The sequence below is a fragment of the Variovorax sp. PBS-H4 genome, from assembly GCF_901827205.1.
GTDB lineage: Bacteria > Pseudomonadota > Gammaproteobacteria > Burkholderiales > Burkholderiaceae_C > Variovorax.
The window spans coordinates 516138-535757 of record NZ_LR594675.1 but is presented as its reverse complement, the minus strand read 5'-3'; the positions used below and the strand labels follow the sequence as shown (position 1 = coordinate 535757).

Annotated in this window: 10 protein-coding genes; 9 read left to right on the top strand and 1 reads right to left on the bottom strand. The window is 68.8% G+C overall.

Annotated features, from left to right (window positions below; translation table 11 throughout):
• The first annotated feature begins 19 nt into the window (after nt 1-19).
• Genes E5CHR_RS02520 through E5CHR_RS02480 form a run of 9 tightly spaced genes read left to right on the top strand, consistent with a single transcriptional unit; the run spans nt 20 to nt 18844 of the window.
• Nucleotides 20-1399, top strand: a complete 1380-nt coding sequence (locus tag E5CHR_RS02520; protein ID WP_162578226.1) for a hypothetical protein — start codon at nt 20-22, stop codon at nt 1397-1399.
• Nucleotides 1400-1415: 16 nt separating this feature from the next.
• Nucleotides 1416-3770, top strand: coding sequence for a hypothetical protein (locus tag E5CHR_RS02515; RefSeq protein WP_162578225.1), 2355 nt, complete (start codon nt 1416-1418; stop codon nt 3768-3770).
• Nucleotides 3767-4921 (top strand): hypothetical protein, encoded by a 1155-nt coding sequence (locus E5CHR_RS02510; RefSeq protein ID WP_162578224.1) that lies wholly within the window; start codon nt 3767-3769, stop codon nt 4919-4921. Before E5CHR_RS02515 ends, E5CHR_RS02510 begins: the two co-directional genes overlap by 4 nt.
• On the top strand, nt 4921-5439 hold the full coding sequence (locus E5CHR_RS02505; RefSeq protein WP_162578223.1) for a hypothetical protein: 519 nt from the start codon (nt 4921-4923) through the stop codon (nt 5437-5439). The genes E5CHR_RS02510 and E5CHR_RS02505 overlap by 1 nt, the downstream gene beginning before the upstream one ends.
• A gap of 1 nt (nt 5440) precedes the next feature.
• A complete protein-coding gene (locus E5CHR_RS02500) occupies nt 5441-7273 on the top strand; it encodes a hypothetical protein (protein WP_162578222.1) in 1833 nt (610 codons plus the stop codon).
• Nucleotides 7270-9441, top strand: a complete 2172-nt coding sequence (locus E5CHR_RS31625) for an ATP-binding protein (protein ID WP_162578221.1) — start codon at nt 7270-7272, stop codon at nt 9439-9441. Before E5CHR_RS02500 ends, E5CHR_RS31625 begins: the two co-directional genes overlap by 4 nt.
• 6 nt (nt 9442-9447) lie before the next feature.
• On the top strand, nt 9448-16578 hold the full coding sequence (locus tag E5CHR_RS02490; RefSeq protein WP_162578220.1) for a hypothetical protein: 7131 nt from the start codon (nt 9448-9450) through the stop codon (nt 16576-16578).
• Nucleotides 16575-17333: a hypothetical protein gene (locus E5CHR_RS02485; protein WP_162578219.1), complete on the top strand. Its 759-nt coding sequence runs from the start codon at nt 16575-16577 to the stop codon at nt 17331-17333. The genes E5CHR_RS02490 and E5CHR_RS02485 overlap by 4 nt, the downstream gene beginning before the upstream one ends.
• Entirely contained in the window at nt 17330-18844 is a 1515-nt protein-coding gene (locus E5CHR_RS02480; RefSeq protein WP_162578218.1) for a formylglycine-generating enzyme family protein, read from the top strand. Before E5CHR_RS02485 ends, E5CHR_RS02480 begins: the two co-directional genes overlap by 4 nt.
• 8 nt (nt 18845-18852) lie before the next feature.
• Here the strand turns inward: E5CHR_RS02480 and E5CHR_RS02475 are convergent, their stop codons facing one another.
• Nucleotides 18853-19581 (bottom strand): glutathione S-transferase, encoded by a 729-nt coding sequence (locus E5CHR_RS02475; RefSeq protein ID WP_162578217.1) that lies wholly within the window; start codon nt 19579-19581, stop codon nt 18853-18855.
• Nucleotides 19582-19620 lie beyond the last annotated feature (39 nt).

Below are 19620 nucleotides of genomic sequence, written 5' to 3'. Positions count from 1 at the left end.
AGACCATGGAGTGACTCACATGACCACGAACCCCGACAAACACGGCCTCTGCATGCCACTGCCCGACTTCGAGCGGCTGCAGTTCTACTACGGACGCAGCCTGACGGTCGCCGACCTGCAGTCGCAGCAGCAGTACTTTCTGGAAAAGCTGCGACTGCATATGCGCTGCTTCCATGGAATGGGCATCGTGTGCGGCCTCGGTGTGACCCCGGTGCCCGTGCCGGAAGAGTGCGACGGCGAGGACGACAAGCGGCGCCAGGACGTGGCACGGCAGCTGCGCAAAGTCGAATCGAGGCTGGCACGGCTCGAGCAGGAGCAAGGCGGCGAGGACGAGCGCCGGAAGCTCGCGGCCGAGCAGGAGGGCTTGAAACGCGAATACGAGCGCTGGCGATGCGACCACCCCCATCACAAGCCGCCGCCCGTGTGCGTGACCGTCGATTGCGGCTGGGCGGTGGATTGCGAAGGGCGCGAGATCGTCGTGCGTGCGCCCCAGGTCGTCGACTTGCGAAGCCTGTTGTCGCGCGAAGACCGGCGCGAGATCGAGAAGGCCGAGTGCGGCGATGGCGACGAGCGCCCGGTCATCGAGCTCCTGGTCTGCTACTGCGAGCAGCAGACCTATCCGTCGCGTCCCATCGTCCAGGACAACTGCGATCTGCCGCAGAAATGCCGGTACGGCCGTGTGCGCGAGGGTTACCGCTTCCGCGCCAGCCTCGTGCATCAACCGCCCGACACGCGGTGCAGCAACTGCTGCGAGCCCTGCGAGAACGAGTGCGTCGTGCTGGCGCACATCGGTTGGCCGGTCGACGACCCGCTCGACGTGGACGACATCGACTGGCGGCCGCGCCGCGACATCGGCATCTACCAGCCCGCTGTGATCGACGGCGTCAGCTGGGTGCACGGGGCGCACTACGACTCTGCAGGAGCCAAGACCGTGCTCGGCACCGACCAGCGCGGCCAGGCGCGCACCGATGGGATCGAGGTCCATTTCTCGAAGCCCGTGTACGCCGAGACGCTGCAGCCCGGCGTGGTGGACCTGTGGCGCGTGCAGGGCGGCAAAGGGCTTGCGGGCGTGATCTCGCAGATCGAAGGCAGCTTCGTGGACAAGCCGGACAACGGACTCGTGAACGGTTTCAAGTTCCGCGACGACAGCGGCGAGACGCTCAATCGCGGCGATCGCGTGCTCATCCAGGTGCGCGGGAATTTCATTCTCGACGCCTGCTGCCGGCCCATCGACGGGGAACACGTCGGCGGCCTGGTGCAGCAACTGGCGGCCTACCTGGACGCCGTGGAGTCGCGCGACGCGCCGCCGCGTCCACCCTGTGCCGATCGCCCGCAGCCCTGGACTTCGGGCAATGGGCGGCCGGGTGCCACGTTCGAAAGCTGGTTCTTCATCGACTAGCCGAGGAGAAAATTCCATGAACAGCAAGAACTACGGGTCCGGGGGCTGTGGCTGCGGCGGCGGCAGTTCCAGGAGCAAGGGCATCAACGCCATGGGCGCCGCGACGGCACGCACCGGCCATCATGCGCGAGCCCGCTCGGTGGGCCAGGCCGCGCCGGGCGGCGCAGGCTGCGGCTGCGGCGGGTCGTGCAACGGCGACTGCGATGGCGGATGCGGTTCGGCAAGCGGCAGCTGCGGGTGCAACCCTGGCGTGCTGGTCCAGCCGTCCTTCTTCGCCGGCCAGCTCCTGACCGACGACGACCTGCAGGCGCTGACGAACTACGTCGTCACCAGGCAGCGCATGCACAACCGCTTCCTGGTCGGCAGCGGCGTCGCCTGCGGCCTTGCCGTCACGTGCCACCCGTGCGGCGGCGGGCGGGTCATCGTCCAGCCGGGGTACGCAGTGGATTGCTGCGGCAACGAGATCCTCGTGCCCTGCGCCGTCGAGCTCGACATCAACGCGATGGTGCGCGCGCTCAAGATCTCGATGCAGGGCCAGGACTGCGGCGATCCTTGCGCCGAGCCCGTGAAGGACCGCAGCAAGCAGTCGCGCGCCGCGCCCGGTGCTGCTGCGGCGCAACCCGGCAAGGCGAACGTGCCCGCCCACGACAAGGACCCCGAGCGTGGACGGCGCTACTGCTTGTACCTCGACTATTGCGAGGAACCGACCGACCTGGTTGCGCCCTACACGCAGGACGATTCCTGCGCGGTCACCTGCCAGCCGAGCCGGCTGCGAGAAGGATTCTCCTTCGAGCTGAGATGCCCTATCGACGAGCCCGAGCCGCCGTCCTTCACCGACCGGCTGAACTGCTGCATCGGCGATCTGCGCGAGGCCGACCGCAAGGCGTCGGAGATCGAACGCTCGCAGGCCTATGCGCAGCGCAACCGGCTGGGGGTCGTGGCCTACAGGCTCGAGAAGCCTCCAGGCTTCGATGCCGAGGATGCGGCGCAGATCGGCAACGCCGGCCCGGTACTGAGCAAGTCGGTCGAAGACCTGACGAAGGCCGGCAGCGCGGATAGCCCGCTCCGGGAACAGAAGCTGCGCACGGCGCTCGACGAACTGCACGCCGTCGGCGCCGCCATCGCACGCTTCAACCTGCTGCCCCCCGAGGAGCGCGAGAAGGTGCTCGGTGCGCACCAGGGGCTCGACAAGTCGATGGCGAACGTTCGGGACGCGCTGGAAAAGATGGGGCCCGCGCTCGACCAGCAGTCGGGCGAGTTGCTGGCGTCCCCGTTCGAACGCACCTTGGCGCGCTCGATCGTCGCCGAGGCCCGAAAGTATGCAAACCCCGATCTGCCGGAGGCCGAGCGCAAGACGCAGCAGGCCTATGTCTACGCCTACAACGGCGTCGCCACGCCCGCGGCCAACACCCAGGTGCACGAGTCGCTGGCCAGTTTCAAGTCATGGCTGCTGCGCAAGATGGACGAGTGCCCGCCCACAGGCCAATGCTGCCTCGAGGCCGAGATCAATGCGATCGTGGTACCCACCGGCGAGGAGACCACGGAGGCGACCTACCGCGCCTACGAGAAGCTGGCGCGGGCCTTCATCCGCTATCTGCTCGATTGCGTTTGTGCCGCGTTGCTGCCGCCGTGCCCCACCTGCGACGACCCGGCGGTCAAGCTCGCCTGTCTTCAGATCGACGACTGCAACGTGTGCGAGATCTGCAACCTGGAGCGCACCTTCCTGCTGACCGAAAACAACCAGCGCTATTGGATTCCGCTGCTGCACACCTTCGGTGAGGCGCTGGAGCGGCTGTGCTGCGATTTCGCCCATCGCTTCCAGGTCCGGACCCGGCCACCGGCGGACGACCCTGACGCGCTGCCGGCGCAGCACGTGGAGCTCAGGAAGCAAGCCGCGTTCTTCAAGTCGGGCAAGCAGCTCGGCGACATGGCCGCTTCCAACGCGCTGTTCCCGAGCCTGCTGCGTGTCACCGGGCTGGACCTGGACGAGGTTCGTTCGTCCCTCAACATCGGCGGCAACTTCGCGCTGCTCACCGCGCGCGATCCACAGGTCGCTTCGATGATCGCGCGCCACTCGGACGCCGACATCGCCAGCCTCGCCATCGGAAACGCCTTCACCCCGAAGCGGCAGGCCGACATGCCCAACGAAATGGTTCGCGCCGAGGCGGTACGCGCCGCCGAGAAGGTGCAGAAGCACGTGGATACGCAGCTCAAGGACGTGACGAAGGAGATCGACAAGCGGCTGTCGCCGGACGCGCTCGGGCAGGCCACGGTCATCCGGGAACTGAAGAAGATGCTCGATGAACAGGTTCTGAGCAACGAGGCGCTGAGCAAGCGGCTCGCGACGCTCGAGAGAAAGAAGACGCCGTGACCACGCCCGTCACCCGCCCGGTGTTCTCGGAAAACCAGATCCTGAGCGCCGCCGACGTCAACGCCATCGTGTCGCATGCGCGCGGTTCGCGTGCCCGCCACGATCGATACCTGCACAGCTGGGGCATCGCCGATGGGCTCGAACTCGTCGGCACGCCGCGCACGGACACGGCGGGCCCCTATGTGGAAGTGACCGTAGCCCCCGGCCTGGCCATCGACGGGGGAGGACGCGAGATCGTCGTGACCGAGAGCGTTCGAGTCGGCGAGGACGATTTCGACCAGCTCAACATCACCGACAGCGCGAACGACCCGACCCAGCACTTCTACCCGGTCTTCCTGGTCGGCCGCGATGAGCAGGGGCGGGCCGCCGCGCAGAGCGCTTCGTCGTGCCTCGAGAATCCGAAGACACGCGTCAGCGAGTCGTTCTACGTCACCTTCGGCGCGCTGGGATCGGCAGCCGAGCTGGACCAGCAGGTCGTTCCGGATCCGGACGCACCCGTCGGCAGCGGGCAGAAACCGTGGCGCCTCCTTCTCGGCTTCGTGAGCTGGAACGGCGTGCGCTTCGTTTCCGTGCGCGAGACCGATCACGACATCACGCGCCGCTATGCCGGCGTGCGTGCCGGCGACGTCACCGGCCTGGGCGACCGCCTGGTGCTGCGTTCGGCGCCGCGCACGGCCCCCGACAAGGCGGCGCTGGTCATCGACAACATCGACGGCGGCCGGCTGCAGTTCGGGCTGCACAACAGCCTGGGCAGCGTGGTGCCGGTGTTCACGGTCACGGCCCAGGGCGACGTGATCGCCGAAGGCAAGATCCTGGGCGCCATCGCAGGCGGCGTGCAGGTCGAGTCCGGCGTCATCACCGACGGCCTCGACGTGCCCCTGCCTGCGGGCATCACGCAGGCGCAGGTCGATGCGGGCGAGGCTTCGCTGCAGATCCAGGTTCAACCGCGCTTCCAGCAACCGGCTTCGCTGCCGCCGCTCGCGGCAGGAAATTACTGGCTCATGCAGCCGCTTGACGTGCGCGTCGAGGGCCGGCGCGTGGTGTGCCTCGTGCGCTGGGTGCCGACGGCCGGCGCGCCCGCGCCGATGGTGCTCCCGGGCGTCTGCGACTACGTGGTCATGGGCTTCGTGAAGCCGGCGGAGGGCACGTGATGAACAAGATGAACGTCGTTGCTTTCAAGTCCACCAGCCACGTGCTGGGTGCAGCCACGCGCAACGCCCAGCCCGACAAGCCGATGACCCTGGACGACCTGGCCGCCAATGGCATCGTGGTGCGCGACACTGCCAATGCGGGACTGCAGGTGCTCATCGGCAAGGAGCAGCTCAAGATGGCGCTGGTCGACTACGACACGCGCCTGTTCTACCGCCCGCAGCTGTTCGCCGTGACCGAGGACCTGCAGGTCGAGCAACAGAACGAGGCTGCCCTGCCGGCGGTGGCGCTGAACGGCAGCACGGTCAGCGTCACCCTGCCGGCGCTGACGCTCAGCGACATCCAGGTGTTTGTCCACGTCACGGGAGGTGCACTCACCGAACCGGCGGTGCGCGCCGTGCCGATCGCGCACAACACCACGGTCGGCAGCGCCGGCCTGGTGCTGGGTGCGGCCAACTACACCGTGGTGATCCTTGCGCCGGGATACGCCACCCGCATCGTCGCAGAGGCCGTGCCTTGACATGGAAGCGATCCGCATCCGCCGCTGCCGCCTTCGCGTGATTCGCCATGGCGGCTGGAGCTGGGGCCCGGACCCACGCCAGTTCGTGGACCAGGTGACGCAGCGCCTGCCGGCGTGGCTGATGCAGGCGCTGGCGGAGCAACTGGCCGACTGCCCGCCGGAGTCCGCGATCGCGCACCTGCGCCTGCGCATCCCGGTGAAGCTGTCGGAGCTGCGCGACTGGCCTTCCCAGTACCCGGAACATGGCGGCCAGGCCACCCTCGGCTTGCTCTCGCAGCGTGTGCAGGCATTGCTTGCGGCTGCCCTGGCGGACCTTCCGCGTTCGAGGCCCGAGCCCGCCGCAGAGCCTGCGCCCGCAAAAACGCAACAGGAGGCGGATGAGGCGCCATCGCCGACCCCCGTGCTGGACCTCTGGATCGCCTGGCAGCGCGCGGGCGACCTGCCGCGCGTGTTCGCAACTGCCGACGCGGCCACCTTGGGTGTCTGGGCGCGCGTGCTGCTCCAGGAACTCGCGGCGGCTGGCGGCACCGGCGCGCTCGCCGTTGCGGGGTCGATGCCTCGGGTGCGTCGAATCGAGTCGATGCTGCGCAATCCCGATGCGGCCATTGACCCGCTGCTCGGCGAGCTTGCGGGCCTGGTCGCCGCACTCGCAGCACCGGCGCCAGGCACCGTTGCGGACCCGGCCTTCGCAGCGAACGACCCCGCCGCGCCGGCGTCCTTGCACGAGGAACCCGTGCAGGCCGACGGTGCACCGGCACACGCCGTTTCGCGGGCGAAGCATCCCCCAGGCATCCGCTCCCGCGCGCCGCCCGAGCGCCAGCGCCGCCGCACCCCTGTGGCAGTCGAGTCGGTCCTGCCATTCATCGTGGCCGGGATCCTGTCGCGCCGGAAGTATTTCGAGGGGCTGCGCGCCGCGCTCGTCTGCAGCGACCTGCTGGACCAGTCGGCTTGTTTCGCAGCGGCGCTTGCCTACAAGCTCGCGCCGCCGCCCCGCCGTGGCTGGGAGCGCGGTAGCGCCACGCGCCAGCTGGCGGCTGCGATGTGCGGCCTGGACGAGCCGCCCGACAACACGCGCATGGACAGCTTCCTGCGTGGCCTGTCGACCACGTGCGCGCCGCTCGACGCATCACTGTGGGCTGGCAATCGCGCGTCGGGCAGGCAACCCGGCATCCTGGTCGAGAAACTCCAGGAAGCGCCATGGGCCGCGCTCGACATCGCCACGGCGCAGCCACTCGGGTGGTTCGCGCAGGCCGGCGACGTCCTGCGCCTGGCCGACCTGCTGCCCGGGCGCCTATGGTGGCTGGCGCCGGGCGCTGCCGATTCCGAGCTTCCCGAGGCGCTGCGCCATCGCGGTCTGCGCGCCGTCGCGCTCGGGGCGCCGCTGCGCGGCGCGGGCTGGCTCCGTGCCGGCGATGCGCTCTGGACCAGCGAGCCGCTGCTGCGGCGCCACGGCGCGCAGCTGCAGCGGGTTTTCGATGACGCGCGGGAGGTGCTCGCAGCCACGCACGAGGCGTTCATGGACCTGCGGCCCCTGGTGCTCCCGGCGCGTGGCCCGCACCGCCATGCGGCCGAGTTCTCCATCGCGCTCGCGGTGTGCAGCGCGCTGGGTGAACTGGCCGACGCCTTGTGGCGCGAGCGCGAGCCGACCCAGCCCCTGCTGGCGTTGCGGCGTTTCGCCGATCTCGGCGGCACCGTGGCCGTGGAGGACGGCCGGGTGCTGGTGCGCCCCGCCCTCGGCCTGCGTTTCATGGATCTCGGCAACCACGGGTTTTTGCGCGACATCGTCGGCATTCCCTGGTGGCCGGGCCGTCGGGTGGAGTTCGCCGGACCATGAACCACGCCGCCACTCCCTGCGCCTCCGCGGTAGAGATCGCGCTGGAGCACCTGGCGCTGCGGCTGCAGCCGCTGCGGCGCGCGCTGCAACTCGCCGTCGAGGAGCAAAAGAGGCTCAACGCGGCGCTGACGCGGCCGGACCTCAAGTCCTACTGCATCACCGATCCTCATGTCGACCAGCTGCTCGAGCAGATCGGCGTGCCCCCGGCGCGCCGGGGCTATGGCGCGGCGCGCCGCCTGCGCGACGACGAGGAGGAATGCGAGGCCCGCCTGCGCGCGAGGGCCGCCGCGCTGGGGTTCGCGTTGCCGCTGGAGGCCCTGGCCGCGGCGTTCGCGCTCGACACTTCCGATGTCGATGCGCTGCTGGCATGCGCCGCGTGCGAGCTTCACCCGGCGTATGCGCGCATCTTCGCCTTCGTCCAGGACGACGTGACGCGCCAGCTTCCGAGCGTGGACCTGCTGTGCGCCCTGACGGCGGAAACCGACCCGCAGTGGGTGGCGCGTCGCCGCGCGCTCGGCGCGAACGGCACGCTGCGGCGCGTCGGGCTGCTGCTGGCCGACGACACGCCCGGCCCCGAGCTCGCCCGCGCCTGCCGGCTCGCCCCGCGCGCGTTGCAGCCGCTGACCGATCCGGGCTGCGACTGGCGCGATGGGTTCTGCGATGCGACGCGCGTGTCGATCGCGGCCTCGCTCACCACCGAATGCTTCGACGAAGGCCCTTGGCTTGCGGAGATCGCAGGCGCCATGGGCAGCGGCAAGGCGAACCTGGTCGGCATCTGGGGCGAACCGGCCGCGCCTGTCGAGGACGCCGTGAAGGCCGTCGCCCAGGCTGCGGGACGGCCGCTGCGGCGCTGGCTGCCCGAGATGGACCTGCCGCAGACGCTGGCCTTGACGGCCGACACCGGCAGCGTGTTGTGGGTGGACGCACGACGGCTGCAGGACGAAGCGCATCCGCAACTCGCCGACCAGGTCGCTGCGCAGCTCGAGTGCAATGCGGTCCCGGTCATCGTCAGCGGCGAGCACGCCTGGCGGCCGACCGGCCTGCTGGCCGTGCGCCGATACCTCGAAGCCGTCCTCAACGCGCCGGCGCTGCAGACCTGCACGCGCCAGTGGCAGCGGCAGTTGCCCACGATCGACGCCGCGGCCGCGCAGGATCTTGCGGCGCGCTATCGCATGCCGGTGGGCGAGCAGCTGGCCGTCGCGCAGGCCGCGCGCACGCAGGGCGAAGCGCTCGACGGCAGGCGGCCGGCGCGGCTCGGCGAGCTGTGCCGCATGGTGGCGCAGAAGAAGGCGGGCCGCTTCGCGCGGGCCGTGACGCCGCGGCGCGGCGCCGACGATCTCATCCTGCCCGAGAGCATCCGCAACCAGGTGCTGGAGATCCCGCGCTTCTACCGCTCCTTGCCGCGCGTGAACGAATCCTGGGGGTTCGGCCGGCTCATGAGCGGCGGTGGACTGAAGGCGCTGTTCACCGGCGACAGCGGAACCGGCAAGACGCTGGCAGCCGAGGTCATCGCGCACGAGCTCGACCTGCCGCTGCTCAAGATCGATCTTGCCCAGCTGGTTTCGAAGTGGGTGGGCGAAACCGAAAAGAACATCGACGCCGCGTTCCGCGAAGCGGAGGCCTGCCACGCCATTCTGTTCTTCGATGAAGCGGACACGCTCTTCGGCAAGCGCGGCGAGATCCACCAGAGCAGCGACCGGTATGCGGCGCTCGAGGTCGGGTTCCTGCTGCAGCGGGTCGAGTCGTTCGGCGGGCTGGCGGTTCTGGCCAGCAATCTGCACGACGAGATCGATCCGGCGTTCATCCGGCGCTTTCATGTGCTGCTGAACTTTCCGCGGCCTCAGGTGGCGGAGCGTCTGCGGCTGTGGGCGCGCGCCTTTCCGGCCGATGCGCCGCTGCATCCGGGCGTGGACCTGAGCGCGCTGGCGCAGATCGACCTCACGGGCGCCGGCATCGTCTCCGTGGGCCACACGGCGGCCTTGATCGCGGCCGACGCGGGCGGCGACTGCATCACCCAGGAACACCTGGGCGCGGCGATCGCACGGCAGTTCCATCGCGAGGCGCGCATCCTGACCCCCGTGGACCTCGCCAAGTTCCGGGGCGCGGCGCCGCAGGCCATGCATCCGCACCGCCGCGACGGCGTGATGACGGCATCGCTGCCGCGATGAATCGCCATGGGCGGGCTGGCACGGCAGCATGGCCTGGAACCCCGGCGGGAGCCCGAGCCTGCGCGCCGGACTCCGGCGGCTGCGCCTCTTCGGGTGCCGGCGGCCAGGGACCCTTTCGCGCCGGCCGCGGCGGGCAACGGGCGCACGGCCCGCGATCTTGCGTCATCGCCGTACCGCATCGCGGTGCCGGCGGCGGGCAATGGAATGCGCGTCTTGTACATGCCGCCGGAAACCATCACGGCGCGCGTTCCCGATGATTTGGATGCAGACCCCGCGGTCGAGGCGCAGCCCGCCGCTGCGTTCGAAGAGGCCGGCGATTCCTCCGTCATCGAGCTGGATGATGTCGGGCGGGGCCCGGGCGCCGCTGCGCCGCTGAACGGCACCGAGGCCGCGGAGGACGAAGGTGCATCGGCGTCGACGCAGCCGCAGACTGCGATCGGCGCAACCCGGGCAGGCGCAAGGGCCACGGACGCTTCACCCGACGTGCGGGCGGAAGCAAGCAAGGAGGCGCCGGCTCCGGGCGCCGAGGAACTCGAGGACGAGTCCGCACGGCAGGCCGGGGAAGCAGACGCGGAAGCTGCGACCGAGGAATCCGAGGTCATCGAGCTCGACGCCGAGACCGTGCCGCAACCCGCCGAAACCCTGGCGCGCGGTGGCGGCGACAGCACCGAGGCGGATGGCGACGCGCCCGACCCGCAAGTCATCGTGCGGCGCTGGCAGGGCGGCGTGTCCGCGGCCAGCACCGGCCTTGCGCACCGGAACATGTCGGCGGTGGTGGGTGGCCCCGCGCGCATCGCGTCCGCGGCCGACAAGGCCAACGCGGCCCGCCGCGCCAAGACGCAGGAGGTGCCGGCCGATGCCGCCGCCAACATCACGCCACCCCCGAAAGTCCCCGACCCGCCGCCCCCGCCGCGCAGCGATCCGATTCCCACGCAGACGGCGGCGATCGAGGCGGCGTCGAAGAAGCGGCTGCCGGCCGTGCAACTCCCCGGGCTGGTCGCGTCGAGCCCGCACGAAGTGGTGCCTGGCATGTGGGTGGGTGGGAACATGCCGCGGCTTGGCGATCACGCCGTGTCCAACAAGCTGTTCCAGCTGCTGGTGACCGAAGGCGCCGAGAAGGTGGCACAGATCCCCGATGCCAAGGAAGACCCCGAACGAAAGGCACTCGAGGACGCACGCAGAGTGCTGGCCGCGCCCATCCAGAAGGAAAAGAAGGAAGGCGAGGGGGAACCGGCGCCGCTCGTGGACAAGGGCCCGGAAGGCGTCGAGCCGCTGCCTCCCGGCGTGGGCACGCCCGTTGCCAAGGTGGTTGCGCGGCTGCTCGCGTCCCTCGCGACCGGCACGGCGGACGTGCTGCTCCGGCTGCGGCGCATGGCTTATCCGAAGGGGGGGCTGGTGAAGCTGTTCCCCGACATCGGCCGGCCGCTCGCGGACAAGGTGGGTCCGCGCATGAACACCGAGCTGCACGAGATCGCCGCAGCGGCGGGCGTCGGTGGTGCCGAGCTGGACGGCATGGTCGAGGAACGCAGGAAGGAGCTGGAAAAGGACGCGGCCGATACGCAGCAGGCCATCGTCAAGTGCCACGACCAGGCCACCGAGGCCGTCTCGCAAGGTGGCCAGGAGGCGCTCGACGCGATCGAGGGCGCGCGCCAGCTGACCGACGAGGAAATCATCAAGCGGCAGGAGGCTGCCAGCGGCGGCAGCGATCCGGAGGTCATCCATGCACGCCGCGACCTCGTGATCCGCTGGGTTCGCGGCCGCGTGACCACAGAAACGAGCTACTACCAGAAGGCGGGCGAGAAGCGCGAGAAGGAACTCGACCAGGCGCAGCTCGAACGCTCCGAAGCCTACACATCGCTCGCGCAGCGCGAGGAGTACCAGGGGCTGTACCCGGCGCCGCCGCAACCGGCGCACGATCGCAGCAAGCCCGAGATCGTGCGGCGCCTGGCCGACTTCGCCGCTGCGGTGCGGGCCGATGCGCGCAGCGCCGTCGAGGCGTTGAAGAAGGCGATGCGACCGATGTTCGCCACTGCCCGCGACAACACGCGCGACAACCGCGCCGCGGTGGAAAAGGCCGGCAACGAGGCCATCGACGCGGCACGCAGCTGGGCTGAAGATCGCGTCCTCGAGGGCAAGAGCTGGTGGGAGCGCTTCAAGGCGAAGCTGAGCCGCTGGTTCGGTGACTCCCAGAAGGCCAATGAGCAATGGTCCGTGCAGCGCACCGAAGAGACGCGCAACGGCATTGCATCGGACCTGGGCAGCGTCGCGGCGATCCAGCAAGCGGTCGCGAACGGCGCCACCCAGGAGAAGCTGCTGCAGAGCGGGAAGCTCACCGCGGAACAGCGCGCGGTCGTCACCGAGTTCTTTGCGCAGCCGCCCGGAGCCCATCCGCTGGACATCGCCGCCGCAGCACTGCGGCAGCGGCTCGCGAACCAGTACCTCGAAGTCGCCAGGCCCGCGTTCGAAGCAGAGCTGCTGGCCAAGCCGGACGGCGAGCTGCCCAAGGTGGCGGAACTCGCCAACCTCGCGCGCCCCACCTTCAAGGGCTCGAAGATCGCGCAGGACATCCACGCGCAGCTCGACAATTTCGACAGCGACGAGTCGGCGATGCTGCGCAGCCTCGAGGGCCTGTCGGCCTTCGAGGGCGCACTGGTGCGCCGCTTGTACCGGGCCATGTTCCATGTCGACATGGACTTCGCGATGCAGGCCGCCTTCGACTCCGACGAGATGGACCAGGCCAAGCTGCGCCTCGAGGGGAAAGGCGCCGACGCCGACGCGGCGGCGCTGGACGACGCCTTCGGCATCATCAACACCGACGAGAAGGCCATCATGGATCTGCTGCGCGGCAGGTCCCAGGAAGAGATCGAGCAGATCCGCGCGGCCTACAAGCGGCGCTATGGCAAGGATCTGGACCGGGCGCTGATCGACAACCTCGACGAAGGCAACGAGCAGGACCAGGCCGGCGCCCTGATGCGCGGCGACAAGGAAGCCGCGGACTCGATCGCGATCGACGATGCCATGCGCGGCGGGCTCACCGGCTGGGGGACACAGGAAGAGGACATCGAGGCCACCTACAAGCGCGTGCACGACGAAGTGCTGGCGCTGGCGCAGCGCGAGGGGTGGAGCTCGGAGCAGATGAAGGCGGAGATCCGCCGCCGCACCGGGCGCATCGAAAAGGATTTCAACGAGCGCTACAAGAACGTCGAACAGTACAACGAGCCCGGCCTGGAGGGAACGAGCGTGCTGCGGCGGGCATTCTCCAGCGAAATGGACCCGGGCCCGGAGCGCGACCTCGCCAACGCGCTCGCGGACGACGACATGGTCAAGGCCGACGCCGCGCGCATCGAGATCGAGCGCCAGGGCGTGTGGGCCAGCGACGAGGCGATCAACAAGGTCCTCACCAACCAGTACGAACGCGCGCTGCAGGACACGCGCCTCGACCAGGGCCCCGCGCGCAAGATGCGCACCGACCGCCTGCGCGACGAGATCCTGAAGCACAACCCGAAGATCTCCGAGGAGGAGCTCTCGCGCAGGATCATGGCGTTCGAACGGGACATGGACCGCGAGATGGGCGAGGAGGCGCAGCGCCGCTCCAGGATCAGCATGGAGGCGCTGAACGATGCCTACCAGAAGAAGTACTTCTATCCGCTCTCGTACACCATCGAAGCCAACATGTCGGGCGTGGACCTCGAGAAGGCTCGCGCTCTTCACAAGCAAGGCGGCCGGCTGACCGCGCTGCAGGAGGTCGACTACGCCACCAAGGGCGTCGGGACGGACGAAGACGCGCTGCGCAACCGACTCGGCAGCATGACCAAGTCCGAGATCGAGACCTTGAAGGCGGCCTGGGAGGCCGAGCACCCCGGCGAGAGCTTCGAGGCCATGCTGCGCGGAGAGCTCAGCGGGCGCGACGAGTCCGACATCATGGACATGGTCGAGCACGGTGCGCCGGAGTCCGCCAAGGAGCGCATCGCCCAGGAACAGCGCCGCGTCAATCGCGAGCTCGGCGAACTCACCGGTGCGCTCGGTGGCGCGGCGGCAGGCAACGAGGCCGACTGGGTGACGCAGCAGATGAGCCGCCTCGACGAGCTGAAGGCGGATTTCGACCGCCGCGATCTCTCGGGTGAGGAGCGTGAACTGCTGCGCGACCAGCTCGACTACCGCGTCGAGATCGTGCAGGAGGGCGTCGAGGACCACCGCCGCGCCATCGACAGCGTGGCGAACTTTGCGGCGCAGGTGGCGAGCCTTGCCGTGGCAGTCGCCGTCGGCGCGGCGCTGAGCTTCCTGAGCGGGGGCGCGCTGGGGCCGGTGATGATTGCCATGATCGCCTCCGTCGCCGCGACCGTCACCACCATGGGCACGAAGGCGCTGGTCCAGGGCGGCTCGTATGGTGCCGAAGACATCGGGGTCGATCTCGCGATCGGCGTGGTGGATGCGCTGACCGCAGCGGCCACGGCCGGCATGGGCGGCAAGATCCTGCGCGGCGCGACCGGGGCAGCCGAGCAGGCGGCGCAACGCGCGGTGCAGCCCAACCGCTTCATGCGCTTCCTCGGCAAGGTCGGCGGCGCCGAGGTCATGCAGGGCGTCGCGAAGAGCCGCGCCGGGCAGGTGGCCGGCAAGGTCGCTTCCGGCCTCAACCAGATGGAGTCCGGATTCCTCGCGCGCGGCATGAAGGGCACGAACATTCTTGCGCGCATGGCCGAGGGCGACAGCAAGGCGCTGCGCATCCTCGCCGAGGGGCTGGCCGAGGGCATCGAGAACGCCGTGAGCGCCCTGCCCTCATCGTTCACCGGCACGGCGCTGAACGACAAGACATGGGAAGGCAACCCGCTGCTGAACCTCGCGGGGGGCACCTACGAAGGCGTGAAGGGCGCCGTGCAGATGGGTGCGGTGATGCATGGCGCGCGCGGCGCCTACGGCGCACTGGGATCGCACATCCGGCTGAGCACACCCGAAGGGAGGCTGACCGAAGCCAATCGCATCCTCAATGACGCGCGCGAGCAGCATCGCGCGAAGAATCCGAACGCAACCCATCAGGACTTCCTGGGCTCGTCCGAGGCGCATCGCGCGCAAGCCGAGATCGAGCAACGCGGGCTGATCGGCGAACAGCGGCAACTCGCGAAGCCTGACGAGCGCAAGGCGCCCTCCGACACGCCGCAGGTCGAGCCGCGGAAGGAACCCGCCGTGCAGCCGGAAGAAGCACCGCGTCCGGAGGCGAGGCCCGAGCCGGCGCAGCGCGTCGCGGCCGAGGCCGGCGCAGGCGACGGTGCTGCGCCCGTCCATCCGGACCCGGCGGTGGATCCTGCGACGCAGGCCCTGCGCGAGGCGTTGCCGAGGGCGATGACCGAGCGTGTCGACGTGCGCGTCAACGAGAAGCTCGAGGGCAACTCGGTGCATGTCATCCCCGATCCGCGAGGGCCGGGGCACGGCGTACGTGTGGAAGTCGGCCCGCACGCCACGCCCACCGACGTGCTGCTGCACGCGCACACCATCCAGTCCATGCGCCGCTACCAGGGCCTGCTCGGCAAGCTGAGGCAGGCCAGGGATTGGTTCAACCTGACGACCGTGGGCAGTGCGGGCTGGGAGGCGAAGCTCGAGCTCGAGAAGCTGCCGGGGATCATCCATGAGCGCATGCAGCGGTTGTCGGAAGGCGGACTGAGCCCGGAAGCGCAGATCCGCCTGGTCGACGAGGTCAATCACCTCGGCCGGCAGATCGATGCGTATCAGCATGTGCTCGACACGCCCGCGCTGCGCGAGGCGCCCGGCCGCGGCTTCGTGGCGGCCAAGGGCGAGGCGGTCCCGGGCGTGCGCACCGATGCGCCCTTGCGCACGCTGGAGGGCATGAAGGCGAGCAAGCTGGCCTTGGTCGAGGACAGCCCTCTCAATGACCAGCACCACGCCGTCTATCAGATCGGGCACGAATGGCAGGAGAAAGGGCGGATCTATCGCCGAGTGGTCGTGCACGACGCAGCGGGGCGCATCGAAAGGGTTCGCGAAGAGATCCAGCTGCTGGACCCGCACACCGAGCACCCCAACGGCATCTGGGTCCAGCGCGGCTCGGAGGCATCCGGCCTGCAAGGCATGGGCGTCGTAGGCGAAAGGGCATCGCAGATCACGGTCGAGGAAGGCCGCTTCGGCGCCATGGCGGATGAACGCGGCCAAACCGGCACGGCGATGCAGAAGGCACGCCAGGAGCAAGCGGCGGGCACGCGTCGGGTGGCACTCGATGAAGGCCTCTTGCGCAATGCGTCGAACAATGGCTTCGACGGGGCATTCCTGCGCATCAATGCAGACGGCAGTGCCACCATGGTCGTGGTCGAGGCGAAGAATCAACCCAGTGGGCTCAGTCTCGAAAGCTTCACCGCGGTGAAGGGCGAGCAGTTCAAGAAGAATCTGGACAACTTGCGCAGGCTGTTGAAGAGCAATGCGCCGGAGCAGCTCGGAATTTCGGCCCAGGACCACGCCTTGATGCTCAAGGCCGTGAATGCGAGATCACCCAACGTGGAAATCCAGGTGCACACGACGCCCGAGACGCCGCTGGGCCATCGCGACCATCCGAGCTCCACCATCTTGCAGAAGCTCGAGGAGAGTGTGAACGAACGCGGCATCAATGCTGGCTTTGTCAAAGTCGTGCATGTGCCGCTCGAGGAATCGGTCACCCGACGCGCCACGAAGGAGGTGCAGAAGCGCGACGCCATCGGCGAGACTTCCGTGCGCCTCAAGCAACTTGCCGGCGAGGGCGCGAAGGAGAACTCGCTTGCGCATCGGCACGCACAATCGATGCTGCTGGCGGAGGGGGCGTTTTCCAAGGGGCTTGTAAAACCCCACGCAGGGGGCGAAGGAAAATTCGTCGATGAAGCCGGCACGCTCTTTGAAGTGCTCACGCCAAGGGCGGGCGTGACCACTGCACGGACGCTGGCGGCAGAAGTCGTGCGAAGGCTCCACGCACCCGCGCCCGTCGGTGCCAAGGGACAACGCATGGTCATTCTCGACCTGAGCAGTCTGAGTGCCGCCATGCAGCGTGACGTGCTCAAGCTTCTGGAACAAAATCCGAGGGCCATGAGGCGCGCGCAGAACATCCTGATTCACGATCGTGCGAACAATGAGATGAAGCCGTTTGACCCGAAGGAGGGTTCATGATCAGCCCAGCGGATACCACATGGCGTGAGTTGTTGGCGCGTCACGCACCGGCCGTTCATGCGCTTGTCGAGCAGGAGTTGCAAGACTTTGCCGACGTGGCCCAGCGCGAAGCGGAAGACCTGCCGAGCGCCTTCGCCGGCGAGGACGACGTGGTTGCGCGCGGCATTCTCGCGTGCGGCAAAGCGGAGGTCGTCCCGCTGGTCGAGCTCATGCATCCCATGCTGAGGCGTGCACTGGGCGCGGTGAGCGACAACGATCGACGCAATTCTCTGGCCGCAAAGCGGATTCTGAGCTTCGCCCTTCTCGCCGAAGGCGTTGGCACGAAGACTCCCTCCGGCCTCGACGCCACGCCCCTCAAGTCGCTGGCTGCGGGACGCAAGAGTCTCAGCGACACCGAGCAGCGCTCGGCGGCGCTTCTCGCACTTGCCTTCGGTGATCCCGACACGGCGCGCGCACTGATCGACGCCGAACCGGTGTCGTACGAGCAACCCGTTGTGCGTTTCGAGTTCAATCTCTACGAATTGATCCGATACCTTGCCCATGTCATCGAACACCGCCGACCTGCAGACTGGATCGAGCCGGCCTGGGGCGAGTACCTCGCCGGATTCCCGATGCATCTCGCGGCCGATGCAGCCGAGTGGCCGGATATCTTCTACTTCGCGCGCGTTCTCGCCAATGCCCGTGGCGACCGGGTGGGTGACATGGCGGATGACCTGCACGCACGTGTCAGGCTGCTCGCCAGCGGGGGCCAATGAAGGTCCTGATCGTCGACCGGCGGTTGGTTTTTGCCGACATGGCGGCGCGCTTGCAAGCGGGCGGCTGGCAACTCGCGGCCGATGCCACGGCGCCCCCGCCGCTGATCGAGGGTGAGCCGGAGGCCGCACAGTTCCAGCGTGCAGGTGCGCGGCTGCAATATCACTTCGATCCAGCCATGGGCATGCGCCAGCTGCGCGTCTCGGGGGCGCTTGCCGACGATGAGCTCGCGGCCCTTGCGTCAAGCCTGCCTTGCCTCGGCGTCGAGGACGCCCGCGACCTGCTGCGTTTCCCGGATGTCGAATCCCGCTTGCTCGGCCTTCGCATGGCCGAGGCGCTCGACGCCCCGGAACTGCTCGGCGATGTGGCCGCCCTCATGAGCGGCACCACACCGACCATTGCCCGGCAGGCGATGCGCACCTTCGGGCGCCTGATCGCGCAGCCGGGCGGCGCTGCCTTGCGCGCGGTCGGGCATTGGAAGCAAGACAACCCCGACAAGTCGGCGATCTTCCTGCTCGCAGGCAGCACGCACAACAAGTTGCAGATCCTGCGCTGGCTCGCGCACGACCGACGGCAGAGCAACGAACACATCGAGGCCGTGCTTCGAACCGCGTTCGAGGATCCGGATTGGGAAGTGCGGGTCACCGCGCTGGTGGTCGCTGCACGATTGCGCGCCGATGGCCTGGTGGGCGAGGTCGCCCGCGTACGATTGCCAGAAGACACCGCAGACGGCGTCAATGTTGACGAGCGGCGCATGTTGCGCACCGTCCAGCTGTGCGCCATCGAGTTGCTCGAGGGCGTCGCTGTTCCGCCGGCCTCTGAATCCCCGCCGACGACCAAGGCAGCGATGCGCGAACACCTGTTGCGCTGCCTCGCTGGCGAGCGGGTTCGGTGGCACGAGAAGGCATTCCTCTTCGTTGCGTCGCTGAGCACGCCATTGCCCGATGCGGTGCCGCCGCCTGGGATATTGCCTGAGGGCATAGACACCACGGACCACGGTTACGTGCTCCGTGGCTGCGGAATTGCATTGTGCTGGGTCCCGCCGATCGATCACTGGCTGGGCGAGGAGTTGCCGAAGATGCCGGTCGCGAACCCCATCCGTCTTCAGTCGAGCGAAGGTTTCTTCATCGCTCGCGACTTGCTCGCGGCGCCGGGCCGTTCAGATGCTGAAGCGGGATTCTTGTGGGATCACCGCTCGGCGCTTGAGCACTGTCGGCGTCTCAGCGCCACCACCGGACTCACGCTGCGCCTTCCGACTGCCGACGAATGGGAGATGGCCGCCCGCGGCCCGGACGCGAGACGCTTTCCCTGGGGAAACAACGCGCGTGGCGAACGGCGCTTCGGCGCATCGCCCTGGGGCGTCAACAACGCGGTGGGCCGTCTTGCCCAGTGGACGGCAACAAGTCGCGGTGAGCAAGTGCTGGTGTGCGGCGGCGAGAAGCAATGGGTCTGCGCTATGCGCGCACCGGCAAACCGCGCATCCTTGCAGGCCTTGCGGATCGTGATCGGGTAGATCCTTGCCTAACCATCCAGCTCCGCATAACACCTGAAGATGCCCTCCTCGTTGAACGCAATCCGCCGAGAGCTCTGCAGGTACTCGCGCAGCCGCTGTCGCCGAGCGACGTTGGCGTGCAGCTTCACCACGGCCGGGGTGCGCGCCAATGCGCGCGCCGTCGCCTTCGGAAAGGCATAGCGCAGGCCCGCCACCACCTGGAACAGCGAGAGGTCGGCGTAGGTCAGGCTGTCGCCCACCAGGTGCAGGTCGCCCGCAGGGTTGCGTTGCAGCACCCGCTCGAACCAGTCGAGGTACTTCGGGATGCGCTCCTCGCGAAAGTACTTGGCGCGCGCCTGCGCCGCGTCGCGCTGCTCCTCGTAGTAGGCGCTGGTGGAGATCGGGTGGTGCGTGTCGTGGGCCTCTGCCACCACGTCTGCCATGGTGAGCTGCAACTGGTGCGTCCAGAGCGCATCGCGCTCGCCGGTGCCTGCCAGCCCGAGGCGCGGGCCCAGGTACAGGAGGATGGCCGCGGTCTGGCCGACCACGATGTCGCCATCGACCAGGAAAGGCGGCGCGAAGGACGCCCGCGGATTGTCCGCATCGCCGAGCCGCCGCAGCAGCGCCGCCTCGCCGCCGCCCCGGCCTGCCGGCTCTCGCGCGACGTCGACATAGTCGGCGCCGGCCGCCTCGAGTGCGAGCCGCACGAATTCGCCGCGGCCCTGGATGGTGGGCCAGTAGTGAAGCTGATAGGTCACGTCGCGTCCTTTCGCGCGCATGCTATCGCGCCACGCTCC

Excerpts from the sequence above, each read along its gene's own strand:
- E5CHR_RS02520 (WP_162578226.1), top strand. The coding sequence starts at position 20 with ATGACCACGAACCCCGACAAACACGGCCTCTGCATGCCACTGCCCGAC.
- E5CHR_RS02515 (WP_162578225.1), top strand. The coding sequence starts at position 1,416 with ATGAACAGCAAGAACTACGGGTCCGGGGGCTGTGGCTGCGGCGGCGGC.
- E5CHR_RS02505 (WP_162578223.1), top strand. The coding sequence starts at position 4,921 with ATGAACAAGATGAACGTCGTTGCTTTCAAGTCCACCAGCCACGTGCTG.
- E5CHR_RS02500 (WP_162578222.1), top strand. The coding sequence starts at position 5,441 with ATGGAAGCGATCCGCATCCGCCGCTGCCGCCTTCGCGTGATTCGCCAT.
- E5CHR_RS31625 (WP_162578221.1), top strand. The coding sequence starts at position 7,270 with ATGAACCACGCCGCCACTCCCTGCGCCTCCGCGGTAGAGATCGCGCTG.
- E5CHR_RS02490 (WP_162578220.1), top strand. The coding sequence starts at position 9,448 with ATGGGCGGGCTGGCACGGCAGCATGGCCTGGAACCCCGGCGGGAGCCC.
- E5CHR_RS02485 (WP_162578219.1), top strand. The coding sequence starts at position 16,575 with ATGATCAGCCCAGCGGATACCACATGGCGTGAGTTGTTGGCGCGTCAC.
- E5CHR_RS02480 (WP_162578218.1), top strand. The coding sequence starts at position 17,330 with ATGAAGGTCCTGATCGTCGACCGGCGGTTGGTTTTTGCCGACATGGCG.